This window comes from Pseudomonas sp. RC3H12 (assembly GCF_018596375.1).
In the GTDB taxonomy this organism is placed as follows: Bacteria; Pseudomonadota; Gammaproteobacteria; order Pseudomonadales; family Pseudomonadaceae; genus Aquipseudomonas.
Map to the genome: position 1 here is coordinate 5,098,316 of NZ_CP075595.1, position 18,575 is coordinate 5,116,890.

The following is an 18,575-nucleotide window of genomic DNA, read 5'->3' on the forward strand; positions in this document are numbered from 1 at the left end:
GCCGGTGTTCAAAAGGAGGAATCGCCTTTGCTGAACCCGTTCAATCCGAACCTCACGTCCCGTGACGAGGTGCCTGTTCGATGAGTGCACCGACCCCCGATCTTGCCAACGGCAAGATCCGCATGAACCCCCCCGTGTTCTATTTCGCGGCAAGCTTCATCCTCATTTTCGGCCTGATCGTCATCGCCCAGCCCCAGGCTGCCGGCGAGTGGTTGCTGGCCGCGCAGAACTGGGCGGCCAACACGGTCGGCTGGTACTACATGCTGGCCATGACCCTGTACCTGGTCTTCGTGGTGGTCACCGCCTTGTCGGGCTACGGCAAGATCAAGCTCGGCGCCGACCATGACGAGCCCGAGTTCAGCTACCTGTCCTGGGCCGGCATGCTGTTCGCCGCCGGCATCAGCATCACGCTGTTCTTCTTCTGCGTCTCCGAACCGCTGACCCACATGCTCCAGCCGCCACAAGGTGAGGCGGGCACGGCCGAGGCCGGGCGCCAGGCGATGCAGATCCTGTTCCTGCACTGGGGCCTGCACGGCTGGGGTGTGTTCGCCTTCGTCGGCATGGCACTCGCCTACTTCGCCTACCGTCACAACCTGCCACTGGCCCTGCGCTCGGCGCTATACCCGCTGATCGGCAAGCGCATCAACGGGCCGATCGGCTACGCAGTGGATGGCTTCGGCATCATCGCCACGGTATTCGGCCTGGGCGCCGACATGGGCTTCGGCGTACTGCACCTGAACGCAGGCCTGGACTACCTGTTCGGCATCAGCCACAGCCAATGGGTGCAGGTGATCCTCATCACCCTGATGATGGGCGCGGCCGTGGCCGTGGCGGTCGCCGGGGTAGAGAAGGGCGTGCGGGTGATGAGCGACATCAACCTGTTCCTGGCCTGCGCGCTGCTGCTGTTCGTGCTGTTCGCCGGGCCCACCCAGCACCTGTTCAATACGCTGATCCAGAACCTCGGTGACTACCTTGGCGCCCTGCCGCGCAAGAGCTTCGATGTGTACGCCTACGGCGAGCAGCGCGACTGGCTGGGCGGTTGGACGGTGTTCTACTGGGCCTGGTGGATTGCCTGGGCGCCGTTCGTGGGGTTGTTCATCGCCCGTATCTCGCGGGGCCGGACCATTCGCGAGTTCGTCTTCGGCGTGCTGCTGATCCCGCTGGGCTTCACCCTGGCGTGGATGTCGATCTTCGGCAACAGCGCCCTGGACCAGGTGATCAACCACGGCATGACCGCGCTCGGCCAGTCAGCCCTCGACAACCCGTCGATGAGCCTGTACCTGCTGCTGGAAACCTACCCGTGGAGCAAGACGGTGATCGCCGTGACGGTGTTCATCAGTTTCGTGTTCTTCGTCACTTCTGCCGACTCCGGCACCGTGGTGCTGTCGACGCTGTCGGCCAAGGGCGGCGGCGCCGACGAGGACGGCCCGAACTGGCTGCGGATCTTCTGGGGTGCGATGACTGCGCTGATTACCAGCAGCCTGCTGTTCGCCGGCAGCATCGACTCGCTGAAGTCGGCGGTGGTGCTGACCTCGTTGCCGTTCTCGCTGATCCTGCTGTGCATGATGTGGGGGCTGCACAAGGCCTTCTACCTGGAAAGCCAGCGGCAGATCGCACAGATGCATTCGCTGGCGCCGTTCGCCCAATCCCGGCGCGGGCGTGGTGGCTGGCGCCAACGCCTGAGCCAGGCGGTGCACTTCCCGTCTCGGGACGAGGTGTATCGCTTCATGGACGACGTGGTGCGCCCGGCCATCGCCGAGGTGCGCGAGGTGTTCGAGCAGAAGGGCCTGGTGTTGATCACCCAGGACGACCCGAGCCATGACAACGTCAGCCTGAAGATCGGCCATGGCGAGGAGCAGCCGTTCATCTACCAGGTGCAGATGCGCGGCTACTTCACGCCATCGTTCGCCTTGGGCGGGCTGGGGACCCAGGACTTGAAGAACCGCCGCTACTACCGTGCGGAGGTGCATCTGTCCGAGGGCAGCCAGAACTACGACCTGGTGGGCTACAGCAAGGAACAGATCATCAACGACATCCTCGACCAGTACGAGCGGCACATGCAGTACCTGCACCTGGTCAGGTAGAACGCTGGGGACGCTCCCGCAGGTTTGTGGCAAAACCTGTGGGAGCTGGCCTGCCAGCGAAAGGAGGCCAACGGCCTCCCCGGATCTTTCAGAACGGCGCATCCCCCAGGATGGTCGCCCGATGCATCACCCGCCGGCTGGGGCGGTAGTCATCCACCGCAAAGTGCTGCGTCACGCGGTTGTCCCAGAACGCCACGTCATTTTCCTGCCAACGCCAGCGAATGCTGAACTCTGGCCGCGTCGCATGGGCGAACAGCAGCTTGAGCAGCGCCTCGCTCTCCAGTTCGTTCAGTTCGTTGATCCGCGTGGTGAACCCTTCATTGACGAACAATGCCTTGCGTCCACTGACCGGGTGGGTGCGTACCACCGGGTGCGACAGCGGCGGGTTGTTGCGCCGGGTCGCCTCCCAGCGTGCCAGGTCCTCGGGCGTGGTGCCGAAACGCTCCAGCGGGAACGACTTGGTGAAGTCATGGGTGGCGGTCAGGCCGTCGAGCATCTCGCGCAGTGGCGCCGACAGCGCCTCGAACGCAGCTATGCCGCTGGCCCACAGGGTATCGCCACCATAGGCCGGCAGCTGCTTGGCACTGAGCACCGCGCCCAGCGCCGGGGTCGGCAGGAAGGTTACGTCGGTGTGCCACACGGCGTTGTCGCGCACGTCGGTGACTGCGGTGTCGAGGATCAACACCTGCGGTGTGTCCGGCACATTGGGGTAGATCGGGTGGATATGCAGGTCGCCGAAGCGGGCAGCGAAGCGCGCCTGCTGCTCGGGGGAGATCGGTTGGTCGCGGAAGAACAGCACCTGGTGCTCGAGCAGCGCCTGCTCGATGGCGTCACGCTGTTCGGCAGTGATGTCGCGGCTGAGGTCCACGCCGCTGATCTGCGCGCCCAGTGCCGGGCTCAAGGGGGTAACGGTCAGGCTCATGTCGTTTCTCGTTCCAGGTGCCGGGTTGCCGGCGTGGTCATTCAGGGGTCAATGGCTCTGGCCGTGCCAGGGCACCAGCTTGCGCTGCAGGGCGCGCAGGCCCATCTCCAGGGCGAAGGCGATCAGGGCGATCAGCAGGATCCCCAGCACCACTACATCGGTGACCAGGAACTGCGCCGCCGACTGCACCATGAAGCCCAGGCCACTGGTGGCTGCGATCAGCTCGGCAGCGACCAGGGTCGACCAGCCCACACCGAGGCCGATGCGGATGCCGGTGAGAATGTCGGGCAGGGCGCTGGGCAGGATCACGTGGCGTATCAACTGGGCTTTGCTGGCTCCCAACGATTGGGCCGCGCGCAGCTTGGCCGGGTCCACGGTGCGCACGCCAGTGGCGGTGGCGATGGCGATCGGGGCGAAGATGGCCAGGTAGATCAGCAGCACCTTCGACAGCTCGCCAATGCCGCACCAGATGACGATCAGTGGCAGGTAGGCCAGCGGCGGAATCGGCCGGTAGAATTCGATCAGCGGATCGAGGATGCCGCGGGCCACGCGGTTGTAGCCGATGGCGATGCCCACCGGGATGGCGGTCAGGGTGGCGAACAGCAGCGCCAGGCCGATGCGCCCCAGGCTGGCGCCCAGGTGCTGCCACAGGCTGGCGTCCATGTAGCCCTGGGTGAGCAGCGTCCAGCCCTTGGCCAGGATATCGGCGGGCGAGGGCAGGAATAGCGGCTCGATCCAGCCGGCGGCGGTAACCAGCCACCACACCAACAGCAGCGATGCCAGGGTGAGGGCGCTGATCCAGCGGGTCGGCAAGGGCTTGCGGGTTTTCACGACAGGTGGCGTCCGGGGGGCCTGCTTGGCGGCGGCCGGCAATTCGATGCTGCTCATGCGGACTCCTGGCGTTGCGAGAACACCCGCGCCAGCACGTGCTCGCGGGTTTCGATGAAGCGTGGATCGGATTTGATCGCCCGGGCCGACTCACCAGCGGCGTAGCGCTGGCCGAAGTCCAGTTGCAGGCGTTCGACCACGCGCCCCGGATTGGGCGCCAGGAGCACCAGCTCGGTGGCGAGGAACACCGCTTCTTCAATGTCGTGGGTGATCAGGAACACTGGCTTGGCGGTGCGCTGCCAGACCTGCAGCAGCAGCTCCTGCATCTGTTCGCGGGTAAAGGCATCGAGGGCGCCGAACGGTTCATCCATCAACAGCACCCGTGGGTCGGCGGCCAGCGCCCGGGCCAGGCCGACACGTTGTTTCTGCCCGCCGGACAATTGCCATACACGCCGCTCGCCGAAGCCGGCCAGGTCGACCAGTGCGAGCATCTCTCGCGCCTTGGCTTCACGCTGCGCACGCGGCACGCCAGCCAGCTCCAGGCCGAAAGCGACGTTGCCGAGCACGTCCTGCCAGGGCAGCAGGGCATCGTCCTGGAACACCACGCCGCGCTCGGCGCCCGGGCCTTGCACCGGTGCGCCATCGAGGGTGATGTGCCCGCCACTGGGGGCGACGAAGCCTGCGATCAGGTTGAGTAGCGAGGTCTTGCCGCTGCCGGAAGGCCCGAGGGCCACCAGCAGCTGGCGCGGACCCAGGCTCAGGTTGATGTCGGCCAGCACCGGGGTGGTGGCGCCGGGGTACTGTGCACTGATGCGCTCCAGCTCGAGCAAGGCCATGACGGGCTCCGGATCAGTTGGGCAGGTACTGGGCGCTGACGTAGGGCGCGTAGTCCGGCAGCACGGCATCGACCTTGCCCTGCTGCTTGAGGAAGGTGGCGGTGTCGGTCAGCGCCTGGGTGGTCGGTGCGCCGAGTGCGCTGGCCTGGTCGGCGGCCAGTGGGTAGACGTTGCCCTGCAGCAGTACCGGAATATCGGCGGGCTTGGCGCCAGACAGCTTGACCAGCTTGGCGACGTTGTCCTTGTCGGCTAGCCAGGCTTTCGGGTCCTTGCGGTAGTCGGCATAGGCGTCGAGGGTGACCTTGGCGAACGACTTGACGATCTCCGGGTGCTTGGCGGCGAAGTCCTTGCGCACGATCCAGGCATCGAAGGTCGGCGCGCCTTTCTCGGCCAGCTCGCCGGAGGTAATCAGCACCTTGCCGTTCTCCTTGGCCACGCCCAGGGCCGGGTCCCAGACGTAGGTGGCGTCGATGTCGCCGCGTTTCCAGGCGGCGATGATCGCCGGTGGCGCGAGGTTGAGGATCTGCACTTTCGACGGGTCGATGTTCCAGCTCTTCAGCGCGGCCAACAGGCTGTAGTGGCCGGTGGAAACGAACGGCACGGCGACTTTCTTGCCCACCAGGTCCTGCGGGGTCTTGATGCTGTCGCGGGCGACCAGGGCTTCACCGGCGCCGATCTGGGTGGCGATCAGGAAGGTTTCCACAGGCAATTTGCGGGTGGCGGCGGCGGCCAGCGGGCTGGAGCCGAGGTAGCCGATCTGCACGTCGCCCGAGGCGACGGCGGTGATCACGTCGGCGCCGTTGTCGAACTTGCGCCAGTCGATGCTGGCCTTGCTGTCCTTTTCATAGGTGCCATCGACCTGGGCCACCTTGGCCGGGTCGACGGTGGTCTGGTAGGCGACGGTCAGGTCGGCGGCCTGGGCCAGCCAGCTGGCACTGGCGAGGGTCAGGGCGGCGAACAGGCGCAGCGGAGCATGCGGGATCATGGTTGAACCTCTCGTCAGGCATTCGGGGATAGATGGCGAGAAGACTAGATGATCTAAGAAATATGAAATAAATAACTTTTTAGAATTAGCTTAAAAGCCAATCGCTCTGACCCCCCAGCCGTGTGGGGCGGCGGTGCCGGTGGCGGAATCCCCCAAGCTAGCTACGCTTGATCGGTTCCGACGGGAGGCCGTTGGTCGCCACCCCTGCAAACGTTTGCACATAACCTAAAGGTATGATTGACGGCGTCGATACAACGATTTGCAGGAATGGTTCCGATGTTATTCCGTAAAAATCTTACAGATTCACAAAACGGTCATTTTGGATTTATAGGATTGTCATTATCCTGTAGCGCAGGTCGGCGGGTTAGACCAAAGTCGCGAATCGATCGTTAGCGATTGACTAGGCGGTCACGCTTTGGTGCTAAATCGCCAATCCGGGTGAGTGGGGCAGCAGACTCCGCCGCTTGAGACGCACAAAAATTAGAACGTAGAGGAGCAAAACATGTACAAGTCCAGCCTGGCCCTGGCCGTGGCACTGGGGGTTCTCGCCCAACAAGCAGGCGCTGCAGGTTTCATCGAGGACAGCAAGCTGTCCCTGAGCTCGCGCACCATGTACTTCAACAACGACAACCGTGCCAAAGGTGCCGACAACCGCGAGTCGGGTCAGGGCTTCAAGCTCGACTATATCTCCGGTTTCACCGAAGGCACCGTAGGTTTCGGCGTTGACGCTCAGGCCCTGTGGGGTATCCACCTGGATGGTGGTCGTGGCAAACACCCGAACAGCAGCTCGTTCTTCCCTAGCGAGACCAACGGCTCGGCGGTGGACCAATGGACCCGTTTCGGTGCCAATGCCAAGGCGCGCTTCTCCAAGACCGAAGCTCACTTCGGTAGTGCCCTCGCACCGATGCTTCCGATTCTGGTCTCCAATGATGGCCGTCTGCTGCCGCAAACCTTTGAAGGTGCTACCGTCACCTCGAAGGAAATCGACAATCTGACCATCAACGCTGGTCAGCTGACGCACGCCATGGGCCGCGCTTCGAGCAACCGCACAGGCTTGTCGGTTTCCGGTGCGCCTGCTGACAGCAACAAGTTCCGCTACGGCGGTCTGGACTACAAGCTCACTCCAGACCTGACGCTGCAGTACTACTACTCGAACCTGGAAGACTTCTACAAGCAGCATTTCCTCGGCGCCACTCATGTCTTCAAGATCGCCGACGATCAGTCCTTCAAGACTGACCTGCGCTACTTTGACAGCAGCAGCGATGGCAAGAACGGTCACGATGCCAACTATGCCTTCGACAACAACAAGGGTTACGCCAAGAACAAAGGCGAGGTCGACAACAAGACTTGGTCGGCCATGTTCACTTACACCCTGGGCGGCCACGCGTTCCTGCTCGGCCATCAGCGTGTGAGCGATGACGGCGCGTTCGTCTGGCTGAACCAGGGTGGCGTCGTTGACGGTAATGGTCGTTCGGAAGGTGCGGCAGGGTCGAGCTTCTACCTGTTCACCGACAGCATGATCAACCAGTTCGCGCGTGCGGGCGAGAACACCACCTTCGGCCAGTATTCCTATGATTTCGCACGCCTCGGGGTGCCGGGCTTGAAGGCGTCTGTTTCGTACCTGCGCGGTACCGATGTGCGTTACGCATCCGGCCATGGCACCTACAGCGAGTGGGAACGAGACGCGCGTATCGACTACGTCATCCAGGAAGGCACGCTCAAGGGGCTGGGCTTCAGCCTGCGTCAAGGTGTCTACCGTGGTACCAACGGCGACACCAACGAGTTCACCAAGGACACGGATCAGACCCGCTTCATCGTGAACTACACTTACAACTTCCTGTAAGTCGTAGCGCTACGCAAAAAAGCCTCGCCTGATGCGAGGCTTTTTTGTGCCTGCGTATTTGTATTCTTTCTAGTTATAAATAAATCGATATTTATTCTTTTTATTTTTATCTGGAAGCAGGCACATTGAACCCACAAGGCCAGACACAGCACAGGAGCCGCTTCCATGAGCCTCAAACTTGGCGATATCGCCCCCGATTTCGAACAGGATTCCAGCGCCGGCAAGATCCGTTTCCACGAATGGCTGGGCGACAGCTGGGGTGTGCTGTTCTCCCATCCGGCCGACTTCACCCCGGTGTGCACCACCGAACTGGGCCTGACCGCCAAGCTCAAGGATGACTTCGCCAGGCGCGGGGTCAAGGCCATCGCCCTGTCGGTGGACCCGGTGGACTCGCACCACAAGTGGATCGACGATATCAACGAGACCCAGAACACCGTGGTCAACTTCCCGATCATCGCCGATGCCGACCGCAAGGTGTCCGACCTGTACGACCTGATCCACCCCAACGCCAACGACACCCTGACCGTGCGCTCGCTGTTCGTCATCGATCCGAACAAGAAGGTGCGCCTGACCATTACCTATCCGGCCAGTACCGGGCGCAACTTCAACGAGATCCTGCGGGTGATCGACTCGCTGCAGCTGACCGACAACTACAAGGTCGCCACGCCGGGCAACTGGCAGGACGGCGATGAGGTAGTGATCGTGCCTTCGCTCAAGGACGAAGATGAAATCAAACGTCGTTTCCCGAAAGGGTATCGGGCGGTGAAACCCTATCTGCGGCTGACCCCGCAACCCAATCGTTGAAGCATTCCTCGTTGCATTGCTCTTAGCCAAGCAGGGATCTTCGGGCCGTTTCGACGGCCCTTTTTTATTGCGTGGCTACAACGAATCAGAAATTCACAAATGGAATAAACAAATGAAAAAATATGATTTATAGGTATATGTGACGAGCTGTTAATGTCGTTACATCCAGCGGGGACAACCCCTCGCGGCCCTGCAATCGAATCGAAGGAAGCGCTTTCAATGCTGGTTGTCTCTGTCGGTGGTAGCCCCAGTCTTCGTTCACGCTCCGGCGTGCTGCTAGAACGCTCGCGCGACTGGCTGCAAGAGCGTGGCGTCGAAGTGGTGACCTTCCAGGTGCGTGAGTTTCCCGCCGAAGATCTGCTGCATGCCCGTTTCGACAGCCCGCAGGTGCGCCACTTCAACGAACTTGTAGCCCAGGCCGACGGCCTGGTGGTGGCCACCCCGGTGTACAAGGCGTCCTTCGCCGGGGCCTTGAAGACCTTGCTCGACCTGCTGCCCGAGCGGGCCCTGGAACACAAGGTGGTGTTGCCGATCGCAACCGGTGGCAGCATCGCCCACATGTTGGCCGTGGACTACGCGCTCAAGCCCGTGCTGTCGGCCCTCAAGGCGCAGGAGACCCTGCAAGGGATCTTCGCCGACGACAGCCAGATTGCCTACGGTGAGGGCGCCAGGCCCGCACAACTGGCCGCTGCCCTGGAGCAGCGCCTGCAGGATTCGCTGGAAACATTCCACAGCGCCATGGCGCGCCGGCCCCAACCTGTCGCCCCCGGCGTGCTCAACGAACGCCTGATCAGTGCCCGCTGGAGTATCTGAACCAGGCTTGACCGCTCCATCGCTGTCCCCACCTTACTCGCCCGCCAACGAGGCAAGCAGGTGCTACCCGAACCCAACTCGCACAGGAGAGCGCCATGCGCACAGTCTTCTTGCGTCGTGGTCTGGTCGCCCTGTTCGCGGCGGCTGTGTCCTTCGGCGCCATCAGCCAAGCCCAGGCCGAGAGCCTGCGTATCGGTTACCAGAAATACGGCACCCTGGTGCTGCTCAAGGCCAAGGGCTCGCTGGAAAAGCGCCTGAAGGAACAGGGCATCGACGTGCAATGGACCGAGTTCCCCGGCGGTCCACAGCTGCTCGAGGGGCTCAACGTCGGCTCCATCGACTTTGGCGTGACCGGCGAAACGCCGCCGGTGTTCGCCCAGGCCGCGGGCGCCGACCTGCTCTACGTCGCCTATGAGCCGCCAGCCCCGCACAGCGAGGCGATCCTGGTGCCGAAGGGGTCGACGATCCAGTCTGTGAAGGAACTCAAGGGCAGGAAAGTGGCCCTCAACAAGGGTTCCAACGTGCATTACCTGCTGGTCCGTGCCCTTGAAGACGCCGGTCTCAAGTACACCGATATCCAGCCCGTCTACCTGCCCCCGGCCGATGCCCGCGCCGCCTTCGAGCGCGGCAGTGTCGATGCCTGGGTGATCTGGGATCCGTACCAGGCCGCCGCCGAGCAACAGCTGCAGGCACGCACCCTGCGTGACGGCAAGGACCTGGTCGACAACCATCAGTTCTATCTCGCCACCCGCAGCTATGCCACCCAGCACCCGGCGGTGATCAACACCCTGGTCGAAGAAGTGCGCGCCGTGGGCGAATGGTCCCAGGCCAATCCGCAGCAGGTCACCGACCAGGTTGCGCCGCTGCTCGGCCTGCCCGCCGACATCACCCTGACGTCGGTCAAGCGCCAAGGCTACGGAGCCGCGCCGCTGACCCCGGAAGTGATCGCCGCACAGCAGAAGATTGCCGACACCTTCCAGGCCCTGAAGCTGATTCCCAAGCCCTTGAGCATCAAGGACGTGATCTGGACACCCCCGGCCAAGGTCGCCAGTGCGCCTTGAACGTTTCGCCTGCGCCGGGGCGTCGCCCCGGCATGAGCCACCCTTGAGGAGACAACTCCAATGAGCCTTAACATTTTCTGGTTCCTCCCTACCCATGGTGACGGCAAGTACCTGGGCACCAGCGAAGGCGCCCGCGCCGTCGATCACGGCTACCTGAGCCAGATCGCCCAGGCCGCCGACCGCCTGGGCTTCGGCGGCGTGCTGATCCCCACTGGACGTTCCTGCGAGGACTCCTGGCTGGTGGCGGCGTCGCTGATCCCGGTGACCGAGCGCCTGAAGTTCCTGGTGGCCCTGCGCCCGGGGATCATCTCGCCGACCGTGGCTGCACGCCAGGCCGCCACCCTGGATCGTCTGTCCAACGGCCGTGCATTGTTCAACCTGGTGACCGGTGGCGATCCGGACGAACTGGCCGGTGATGGCCTGCACCTGAACCACCAGGAACGCTATGAGGCGTCGGTGGAATTCACCCGTATCTGGCGCAAGGTGCTCGAAGGCGAAACGGTCGACTACGACGGCAAGCACATCCAGGTCAAAGGCGCCAAGCTGCTCTACCCGCCGATCCAGCAGCCGCGCCCACCGCTGTACTTCGGTGGCTCGTCTGACGCTGCCCAGGACCTGGCCGCCGAGCAGGTCGAGCTGTACCTGACCTGGGGCGAGCCGCCGGCCGCGGTGGCCGAGAAGATTGCTGCGGTACGTGAGAAAGCGGCCGCCCAGGGCCGTGAGGTGCGCTTCGGCATTCGCTTGCACGTGATTGTGCGGGAAACCAACGAGGAGGCCTGGGCTGCCGCCGACAGGCTGATCTCGCACCTGGACGACGACACCATCGCCCGCGCACAGGCGTCGCTGGCGCGCTTCGACTCGGTCGGCCAGCAGCGCATGGCCGCGCTGCACGGTGGCAAGCGCGACAAGCTCGAAGTGGCGCCGAACCTGTGGGCCGGCGTCGGCCTGGTACGGGGTGGCGCCGGCACCGCGCTGGTGGGCGATGGCCCGACCGTCGCGGCGCGGGTCAAGGAATACGCCGATCTTGGCATCGATACCTTCATCTTCTCGGGTTATCCACACCTCGAAGAGTCGTACCGGGTCGCCGAGCTGCTGTTCCCGCATCTGGACGTGCAGCGCCCGGAGCAGCCGAAAACCGGCGGCTACGTAAGCCCGTTCGGTGAAATGGTCGCCAACGACATCCTGCCCAAGTCCGTGTCGCAGAGCTGAGGGCCGGGGCCATGAGTCGTGCATCCACCACCACCTGGTCCAAGCGCCTGGCGCCGTGGGCCCTGCCGATCCTGCTGCTGGCGGTATGGCAGTTGGCGGTCAGCGCAGGCTGGCTGTCGACCCGCATCCTGCCGGCGCCGAGCGCGGTGGTCAGCGCCGGCGTCGAGCTGGTGCGCAGTGGCCAGATCTGGACCCACCTGGCCATCAGCGGCTGGCGTGCCGGCCTGGGCTTCGTGATCGGCGGCAGTCTAGGCCTGTTGCTCGGCTTCATCACCGGCCTGTCGAACTGGGGCGAGCGCCTGCTCGACAGTTCGGTGCAGATGATCCGCAACGTGCCGCACCTGGCGCTGATCCCGCTGGTGATCCTGTGGTTCGGCATCGACGAGTCGGCAAAGATTTTCCTGGTGGCCCTGGGGACGCTGTTCCCCATCTACCTGAACACCTATCACGGGATCCGCAATGTCGATCCGGCGCTGGTGGAGATGGCGCGCAGCTACGGGCTGTCGGGCTTCGCGCTGTTCCGTCAGGTGATCCTGCCGGGGGCGCTGCCTTCGATCCTGGTCGGCGTGCGTTTCGCCCTGGGTTTCATGTGGCTGACGTTGATCGTCGCCGAGACCATCTCGGCCAATGCCGGTATCGGCTATCTGGCGATGAACGCCCGCGAATTCCTGCAGACCGACGTGGTGGTGCTGGCCATCGTCCTGTACGCGGTACTCGGCAAGCTGGCCGACCTGGCCGCCCGTGGCCTGGAGCGTGTGTGGCTGCGTTGGCACCCGGCCTACCAGGTGGCGAAGAAGGAGGGCGCGTGATGACGGTGCTCAAGGCACAACCGCCACGCCTGCTGCGTGGCATCCCCCTGGCGGCCCGGGACCTGCGTCGTACGTTCGGCCAGCGTGAAGTGCTGCGCGGGATTGATCTGCACATTCCGGCTGGCCAGTTCGTCGCCATCGTTGGTCGCAGTGGTTGCGGTAAAAGCACTTTGCTGCGCCTGCTGGCCGGGCTCGACCAGCCCAGCGGCGGCCAATTGCTGGCGGGCGCCGCAGCGCTTGCCGAGGCCCGCGAGGATACCCGGCTGATGTTCCAGGACGCGCGCCTGCTGCCCTGGAAGAAGGTGATCGACAACGTCGGCCTGGGGTTGTCCGGCAACTGGCGGCCACGCGCCCTGGAAGCCCTGGAGGCGGTCGGCCTGGTCGATCGCGCCAATGAGTGGCCGGCGGCCTTGTCCGGTGGCCAGAAACAGCGGGTGGCCCTGGCCCGGGCGCTCATTCATCAGCCGCGCCTGCTGCTGCTGGATGAGCCCTTGGGCGCGCTGGACGCCCTGACCCGTATCGAGATGCAGCAACTGATCGAGCGCCTTTGGCGCCAGCACGGTTTCACCGTGCTGCTGGTCACCCACGACGTCAGCGAAGCCGTCGCCGTGGCCGACCGGGTGATCCTGATCGAAGACGGCGCCGTCGGCCTGGACCTGGTCATCGACCTGCCGCGACCCCGGGTGCGGGGTTCGCACCGCTTGGCGGCGCTGGAAAGCGAAGTGCTCAACCGTGTTCTCTCCGTCCCGGGCACGCCGCCCGATCCGGAACCTGTCGCCCCGTTGCCCACGCAGTTGCGTTGGGCTCATTGAATCCCCGAAACCGCAAAAAGGAATGACGCCATGACCATCAAAGCCATCAACGTTCGCAACCAGTTCAAAGGCACCGTGAAGGAAATTCTCGAAGGCCCGGTACTCTCGGAAATCGACGTGCAGACCGCCTCTGGCATCGTCACTTCGGTGATTACCACCCGTTCCGTGAAGGAGCTCGAGTTGCAGGTGGGCAGCGAGGTGATCGCCTTCGTGAAATCGACCGAGGTGTCCATCGCCAAGTTGTGATGGTTTGCACCGCCGGACCTGTGGGAGCGGCGGTGCGCCGTTGCGACTTGCCCCGCGATGGCGTCAGTCGACACATCTACGTGGCCTGACTTGGCGCCATCGCGGGGCAAGCCCGCTCCCACGCCGAATCAGCGTTTGGCCAAGTAGGGCGGCAGGTACAAACCCAGATACGCCTCGAACACGCGCATCCCTTCCTCCGCCATGCGTGGTGTGATCGCCTCATGCAGCTGCATCGAGCGGGCATACACCCGATCGCTCAGTTCCATCGCCAGGGCGAACACGTGCACATCTCCTGGCATCGCTGGCAACTGAAAATGCCGGTCGAACAGTTGGTGCATCAACTCGCCCAGTTCCAGATCATGCTGGCGATCAGCCTGGACCACTTCGCTCAAACCATGCTGGGCGAGGATCAGCTGCCGCGCCGCGGCGTCCTCGTTGTAGATGTCGAGCATGCGCTGCTCGATCAGCCGCGACAGGCCATGCCAGGTGCTGAACGCCGCGCTGTCGATCGGTGCGCTCAAGGCTTCGCGAAAAGCCCGATGCACGTCGGCGGTCAGCGCCTCCAGCAAGGCCGGCACGCTGGCGAAGAAGTGATACACCGACGATGGCGGGATCTGCGCCCGTTCGGCCACGCTGTAGATCGACAACCCCGCCACACCTTGGCCTGCCAGCAGCTCGCGCGCCGCGGCCAGGATCGCTTCGATCCTGGCCTGGCTGCTGGCGCGTGGCTTGCGCGGGGTGGCGGTGCGGTTCATCAGTTGCTGATTGCCAGGATGCTGGCCTGGTAGGCGCCAACGAACAGGTCGAAGTCACCGACCTCTTCCTGTTCCAGCTCGGACTGCTTGGCGATCGATTCGCGTGCAAGGGTTTCGAAGGCCTGTTGCTGCGCGCTGCTCAGTGGTTGCTCGCGGAAGCTCTCGGCGTGCAGGCGGCTCTGGCGCAGGGAGAACTGGACGAAAGTTTCGTCGTGTTCGGTCATGCGCGCCAGCACCTGGGCCGATGGCGTCAACTCGGGGTCTTCGACCTTGGCCTGCTGTACCTCCAGGGCCTTGGCGTGGTCATTGCCACCCTGGGCACGGTCGAGCAGCCCGGCCAGCTGGCCGATCCGTTCGATCAGTTCGCTTGCCCATTCCTTCAATGCGACCGGTTGGCCGTCACGGCGCAGCTCCAGGCCCGGGCGCCGACCTTCCTTGACCACGGTGAGGAAGTTGTCGGTGCACTGGCCGCACTCGCCGTTGTCCAGTTGCGGGCTTTCTTCGAGGGCGCAGAACAGCAGGAAGGCGTCGAGGAAACGGGCTTCGGTCAGGTCGATGCCCACTGGCAGGAACGGGTTGATGTCCAGGCAGCGCACTTCCACGTATTGCACGCCACGCGAGGTCAGGGCCTGGATCGGCCGCTCGCCGGTGTAGGTCACGCGCTTGGGGCGGATGTTCGAGTAGTACTCGTTCTCGATCTGCAGGATGTTGGTGTTCAACTGCACCCACTCGCCATCGACGTGCGTGCCGACCTCGACATAGGGCGGGTAGGGCGTGCCGACGGCCTTGCGCAGGCTATCGGTGTAGCTGGCCAGGTTGTTGTAGCAGGGCGTCAGGCCCGCCTGGGCGTTGCTCTGGTAGCCCAGGTCGCTCATGCGCAGGCTGGTGGCATAGGGCAGGTACAGTGTTTCGGCGTCAAGCTCTTCGAGCTGGTGCGGGCGGCCGCGCAGGAAGCCTTTGTCCAGGGCCGGGGACGCGCCGAACAGGTACATCAGCAGCCAGCTGTAGCGGCGGAAGTTGCGGATCAGCGCGATATAGGCCGAGGACTGGTAGTCGCGGTCGTCCTGCTCGCCGCCTTCGGCATCGCGCAACAGCGGCCACAGCGCCTCGGGCAGCGAGAAGTTGTAATGGATGCCGGCGATGCATTGCATGGTGCGGCCGTAACGCAGGGCCAGGCCCTTGCGGTACACGTGCTTGAGCTTGCCGATGTTCGAGCTGCCGTACTCGGCGATCGGGATGTCTTCTTCGGCCGGCAGTGCGCAGGGCATCGACGGGCTCCACAGCAGTTCGTCGCCCAGCTTGCTGTAGACGAAGCGGTGGGTCTGTTCGAGGCTTTCGAGCACTTTGGCAGGGTCCGCCAGGGCTGGGGTGATGAACTCCAGCAGCGACTCGGAATAGTCGGTGGTGATCTGCTCGTTGGTCAGCGCCGAACCCAGTGCTTCGGGGTGTGGGGTCTGGGCCAGGCGACCTTCTTTGGTCACGCGCAGGCATTCGCGCTCAATGCCGTGCAGGCACTGCGTGAGCAGGTCGATATTGTCGCCGAGCAGACTCAGGCGGCGGTTGAGGAGGTCGCTCAAGATGGATTCCTTCACGCGTCAGTCGCCCCAATATGGGGGTAGAGATGACGGTCTACAAGGGTAGTTGGGAAAGGAACTGGCGTTGTCGCCTGGTTTACGCGGTTCCGTCGCTGGCCTGTATGCGTCTGATCGCGGGGCAAGCCCACTCCCACGAAACGTAGAAGCATTCGTGGGAGCGGGCTTGCCCCGCGATCAGGTGTACAGCATTACGCCGAAAATACCGCAGATCGGGGCTTGTCAGCTAGAGAACCGCGAAGGTTCCCTGCGCCTTGGCCACCAGCTTGTCGTCCTGGAGCACGTCGGCGTCGACCACGAGGGTGCGCCGTCCCGCATGCAGCACCCGGGCGGTGCACACGACCTCGCCCTCGCTGACGGCGCGCATGTAGTTGATCTTGCATTCGATGGTCACGCTCTGCTGGTCGAAGCCATGGCTGGCCGAGCAGGCCAGGCCCATGGCGATGTCGACCAGGCTGAAGATCGCCCCGCCGTGCAGCTTCTGGCCACGATTGCGCAGGTGCGGCTCAAGTGCCAGGGCCACCTCTGCAACACCCGTATCCAGGCGTTGCAGGCGGCAGCCGAGGAGCTGGCTGAAGGCGCTTTCGACGTACTCCTTCGGTACTTCCATCACTTCTTCTTCAGTTGCTTGGCGTTGGCGAACAGCGCCGCCATGGCGTTGTTGGCCGGCGCGGCGGTGGCGGTCTCGCGCTGGCGAGGCGCCTGCTGCTGGCGGTTGCCGCCATTGCCGCGGCTGCCGCCACGGTTGCCCTCGACCTTCTCGCCCGGGGTGTCGCTCATGCGCATGGACAGGCCGACGCGCTTGCGCGGGATGTCCACTTCCATGACCTTGACCTTGACCACGTCGCCGGCCTTGACCGCTTCACGCGGATCCTTGACGAACTTCTCCGACAGCGCCGAGATGTGTACCAGGCCATCCTGGTGCACGCCGATGTCGACGAAAGCACCGAAGTTGGTGACGTTGGTCACCACGCCTTCGAGGATCATGCCGGGTTCCAGGTCCTTCAGGTCCTCGACGCCGTCCTGGAAGGTGGCAGTCTTGAACTCCGGACGCGGGTCGCGACCTGGTTTGTCGAGTTCCTGGAGGATGTCGGTGACGGTCGGCAGGCCGAAGGACTCGTCGGTGAATTTCTTCGGATCCAGGCGCTTGAGGAAGCTGCTGTCGCCGATCAGCGAGCGGATGTCGCGGTCGGTGTCGGCGGCGATGCGCTGCACCAGTGGGTAGGCTTCCGGGTGCACCGCCGAGGCGTCCAGCGGGTTGTCGCCGTTCATCACACGCAGGAAGCCGGCGGCCTGCTCGAAGGTTTTCTCGCCCAGGCGGCTGACCTTTTTCAGCGCGGCGCGGGTGGCGAACGGGCCGTTGGCGTCGCGGTGGGCGACGATATTCTGCGCCAGGGTGGCATTGAGGCCGGAAATGCGCGTCAGCAGCGCCACCGAGGCGGTGTTGACGTCCACGCCCACGGCGTTCACGCAGTCCTCGACCACGGCGTCCAGGCCACGGGCCAGTTTCACCTGCGACACGTCGTGCTGGTACTGGCCGACACCGATGGATTTCGGGTCGATCTTCACCAGTTCGGCCAGCGGGTCCTGCAGACGGCGGGCGATGGACACCGCGCCGCGGATCGACACGTCCAGGTCCGGGAACTCGCGGGCGGCCAGTTCAGAGGCCGAGTACACCGAAGCGCCAGCCTCGGAAACCATAATCTTGGTGATCTTCAGTGCCGGGTACTTCTTCACCAGCTCCGCCACCAGCTTGTCGCTCTCGCGGCTGGCGGTGCCGTTGCCGATGGCGATCAGCTCCACCGAGTGCTTGGCGCACAGCGCGGCCATGATGGAGATGGTGCGGTCCCAGTCATTCTTGGGCGCGTGCGGGTAGACCGTGGTGTAGTCCAGCAGCTTGCCGGTGGCGTCGACCACGGCAATCTTGCAGCCGGTGCGCAGGCCCGGGTCGAAGCCCAGGGTGGCGCGCGGGCCGGCCGGGGCGGCCAGCAGCAGGTCGTGCAGGTTGTGGGCGAAGACGTTGATCGCCTCGCCTTCGGCGTTGTCGCGCAGCTCGCCGAACAGGTCGGTTTCCAGGTGGGTGTAGAGCTTGACCTTCCAGGTCCAGCGCACCACCTCGCCCAGCCACTTGTCGGCGGGGCGGTTGCGGTTTTCGATGCCGACATGGTTGCCGATCATCACCTCGCACGGGTGCAGGGTGCCCGGCAGTTCTTCGCCGACCTTCAGCGAGGCGCTCAGCACGCCTTCGTTGCGCCCGCGGAAGATCGCCAGGGCACGGTGCGACGGCGCGGTGCGCAGCAGTTCGTCGTGGGCGAAGTAGTCGCGGAACTTGGCGCCTTCCTCTTCCTTGCCAGCGACCACGCGGGCGGTCAGTACCGCTTCCTGCTTGAGGAAGCTGCGCAGCTTGTCGAGCAAGGCGGCATCTTCGGCGAAGCGCTCCATCAGGATGTACTTGGCGCCTTCCAGGGCGGCCTTCACGTCGGCCACGCCTTTTTCGGCGTCGACGAAACGTGCCGCTTCGCTTTCCGGGTTCAACTGCGGATCGTTGAATAGACCGTCGGCCAGCTCCCCCAGGCCTGCTTCCAGGGCGATCTGGCCCTTGGTGCGGCGCTTCTGCTTGTACGGCAGGTAAAGGTCTTCGAGGCGGGTCTTGGTGTCGGCGAGCTTGATCTCGCGGGCCAGCTCCGGAGTCAGCTTGCCCTGCTCCTCGATGCTGGCCAGGATGCTGGCACGGCGCTCGTCGAGCTCGCGCAGGTAGCGCAGGCGCTCTTCCAGGTGGCGCAATTGGGTGTCGTCCAGGCTGCCGGTCACTTCCTTGCGGTAACGGGCGATGAAGGGCACGGTCGATCCTTCGTCCAACAGGCCCACGGCCGCTTCGACCTGTTGTGGGCGCACGCCCAGTTCCTCGGCGATACGGCTGTTGATGCTGTCCATGAAAACCACCTGACAAATAGTGAATGCAAGGCCGCGGGTGGG

General features: G+C 64.1%; 17 protein-coding genes. 9 read left to right on the plus strand and 8 right to left on the minus strand.

Going from position 1 to position 18,575, the window contains the following annotated elements; all coding sequences use genetic code 11:
* Window positions 1–122 precede the first annotated feature (122 nt).
* Entirely contained in the window at window positions 123–2,084 is a 1,962-nt protein-coding gene (gene betT / locus KHO27_RS23260) for a choline transporter BetT (protein ID WP_173862440.1), read from the plus strand.
* Window positions 2,085–2,172: 88 nt separating this feature from the next.
* Here betT and tauD read toward each other — a convergent pair whose 3' ends face one another.
* The 4 genes from tauD to tauA are packed head-to-tail and all read right to left on the minus strand — an operon-like array spanning window position 2,173 to window position 5,655.
* Window positions 2,173–3,006, minus strand: coding sequence for a taurine dioxygenase (gene tauD / locus KHO27_RS23265; RefSeq protein ID WP_214500836.1), 834 nt, complete (start codon window positions 3,004–3,006; stop codon window positions 2,173–2,175).
* A gap of 48 nt (window positions 3,007–3,054) precedes the next feature.
* The gene (gene tauC, locus KHO27_RS23270; RefSeq protein ID WP_214500837.1) at window positions 3,055–3,894 is read right to left on the minus strand and encodes a taurine ABC transporter permease TauC; all 840 of its coding nucleotides are present in this window, start codon (window positions 3,892–3,894) and stop codon (window positions 3,055–3,057) included.
* Window positions 3,891–4,670 carry a taurine ABC transporter ATP-binding subunit gene (tauB, locus tag KHO27_RS23275; RefSeq protein ID WP_214500838.1) on the minus strand — a complete coding sequence of 260 codons (780 nt, stop codon included), beginning with the start codon at window positions 4,668–4,670 and terminating at the stop codon, window positions 3,891–3,893. The genes tauC and tauB overlap by 4 nt, the downstream gene beginning before the upstream one ends.
* Before the next feature lie 13 nt (window positions 4,671–4,683).
* On the minus strand, window positions 4,684–5,655 hold the full coding sequence (gene tauA, locus KHO27_RS23280; RefSeq protein WP_139667833.1) for a taurine ABC transporter substrate-binding protein: 972 nt from the start codon (window positions 5,653–5,655) through the stop codon (window positions 4,684–4,686).
* A gap of 502 nt (window positions 5,656–6,157) precedes the next feature.
* Between tauA and KHO27_RS23285 the strand changes: the two genes are divergently transcribed.
* The 8 genes from KHO27_RS23285 (at window position 6,158) to KHO27_RS23320 (ending at window position 13,252) form a co-directional block, all read left to right on the plus strand.
* The gene (locus KHO27_RS23285) at window positions 6,158–7,498 is read left to right on the plus strand and encodes an OprD family porin (RefSeq protein WP_214500839.1); all 1,341 of its coding nucleotides are present in this window, start codon (window positions 6,158–6,160) and stop codon (window positions 7,496–7,498) included.
* A 165-nt stretch (window positions 7,499–7,663) separates the two neighbouring features.
* Window positions 7,664–8,302: a peroxiredoxin gene (locus tag KHO27_RS23290; protein ID WP_110700156.1), complete on the plus strand. Its 639-nt coding sequence runs from the start codon at window positions 7,664–7,666 to the stop codon at window positions 8,300–8,302.
* Between the two features lie 219 nt (window positions 8,303–8,521).
* Window positions 8,522–9,115 carry an NADPH-dependent FMN reductase gene (ssuE, locus tag KHO27_RS23295; protein ID WP_104444633.1) on the plus strand — a complete coding sequence of 198 codons (594 nt, stop codon included), beginning with the start codon at window positions 8,522–8,524 and terminating at the stop codon, window positions 9,113–9,115.
* 95 nt (window positions 9,116–9,210) lie between these two features.
* On the plus strand, window positions 9,211–10,176 hold the full coding sequence (locus KHO27_RS23300) for a sulfonate ABC transporter substrate-binding protein (protein WP_102683466.1): 966 nt from the start codon (window positions 9,211–9,213) through the stop codon (window positions 10,174–10,176).
* Window positions 10,177–10,236: 60 nt separating this feature from the next.
* Window positions 10,237–11,385 (plus strand): FMNH2-dependent alkanesulfonate monooxygenase, encoded by a 1,149-nt coding sequence (ssuD, locus tag KHO27_RS23305; protein WP_038707156.1) that lies wholly within the window; start codon window positions 10,237–10,239, stop codon window positions 11,383–11,385.
* Between the two features lie 11 nt (window positions 11,386–11,396).
* Window positions 11,397–12,194 carry an aliphatic sulfonate ABC transporter permease SsuC gene (ssuC, locus tag KHO27_RS23310; protein WP_046857519.1) on the plus strand — a complete coding sequence of 266 codons (798 nt, stop codon included), beginning with the start codon at window positions 11,397–11,399 and terminating at the stop codon, window positions 12,192–12,194.
* Window positions 12,194–13,006 (plus strand): aliphatic sulfonates ABC transporter ATP-binding protein, encoded by an 813-nt coding sequence (gene ssuB / locus KHO27_RS23315; protein WP_038707158.1) that lies wholly within the window; start codon window positions 12,194–12,196, stop codon window positions 13,004–13,006. The genes ssuC and ssuB overlap by 1 nt, the downstream gene beginning before the upstream one ends.
* 30 nt (window positions 13,007–13,036) lie before the next feature.
* The gene (locus tag KHO27_RS23320; protein WP_008095172.1) at window positions 13,037–13,252 is read left to right on the plus strand and encodes a TOBE domain-containing protein; all 216 of its coding nucleotides are present in this window, start codon (window positions 13,037–13,039) and stop codon (window positions 13,250–13,252) included.
* 128 nt (window positions 13,253–13,380) lie between these two features.
* Here the strand turns inward: KHO27_RS23320 and KHO27_RS23325 are convergent, their stop codons facing one another.
* From KHO27_RS23325 to KHO27_RS23340, 4 genes are all read right to left on the minus strand, one after another.
* A complete protein-coding gene (locus KHO27_RS23325; protein ID WP_110700160.1) occupies window positions 13,381–14,007 on the minus strand; it encodes a TetR/AcrR family transcriptional regulator in 627 nt (208 codons plus the stop codon).
* A complete protein-coding gene (gene gshA / locus KHO27_RS23330) occupies window positions 14,007–15,584 on the minus strand; it encodes a glutamate--cysteine ligase (protein ID WP_502937579.1) in 1,578 nt (525 codons plus the stop codon). The genes KHO27_RS23325 and gshA overlap by 1 nt, the downstream gene beginning before the upstream one ends.
* A 241-nt stretch (window positions 15,585–15,825) precedes the next feature.
* Window positions 15,826–16,209: a PaaI family thioesterase gene (locus tag KHO27_RS23335; RefSeq protein ID WP_214500841.1), complete on the minus strand. Its 384-nt coding sequence runs from the start codon at window positions 16,207–16,209 to the stop codon at window positions 15,826–15,828.
* Entirely contained in the window at window positions 16,209–18,533 is a 2,325-nt protein-coding gene (locus KHO27_RS23340) for a Tex family protein (RefSeq protein ID WP_214500842.1), read from the minus strand. Before KHO27_RS23340 ends, KHO27_RS23335 begins: the two co-directional genes overlap by 1 nt.
* Window positions 18,534–18,575 lie beyond the last annotated feature (42 nt).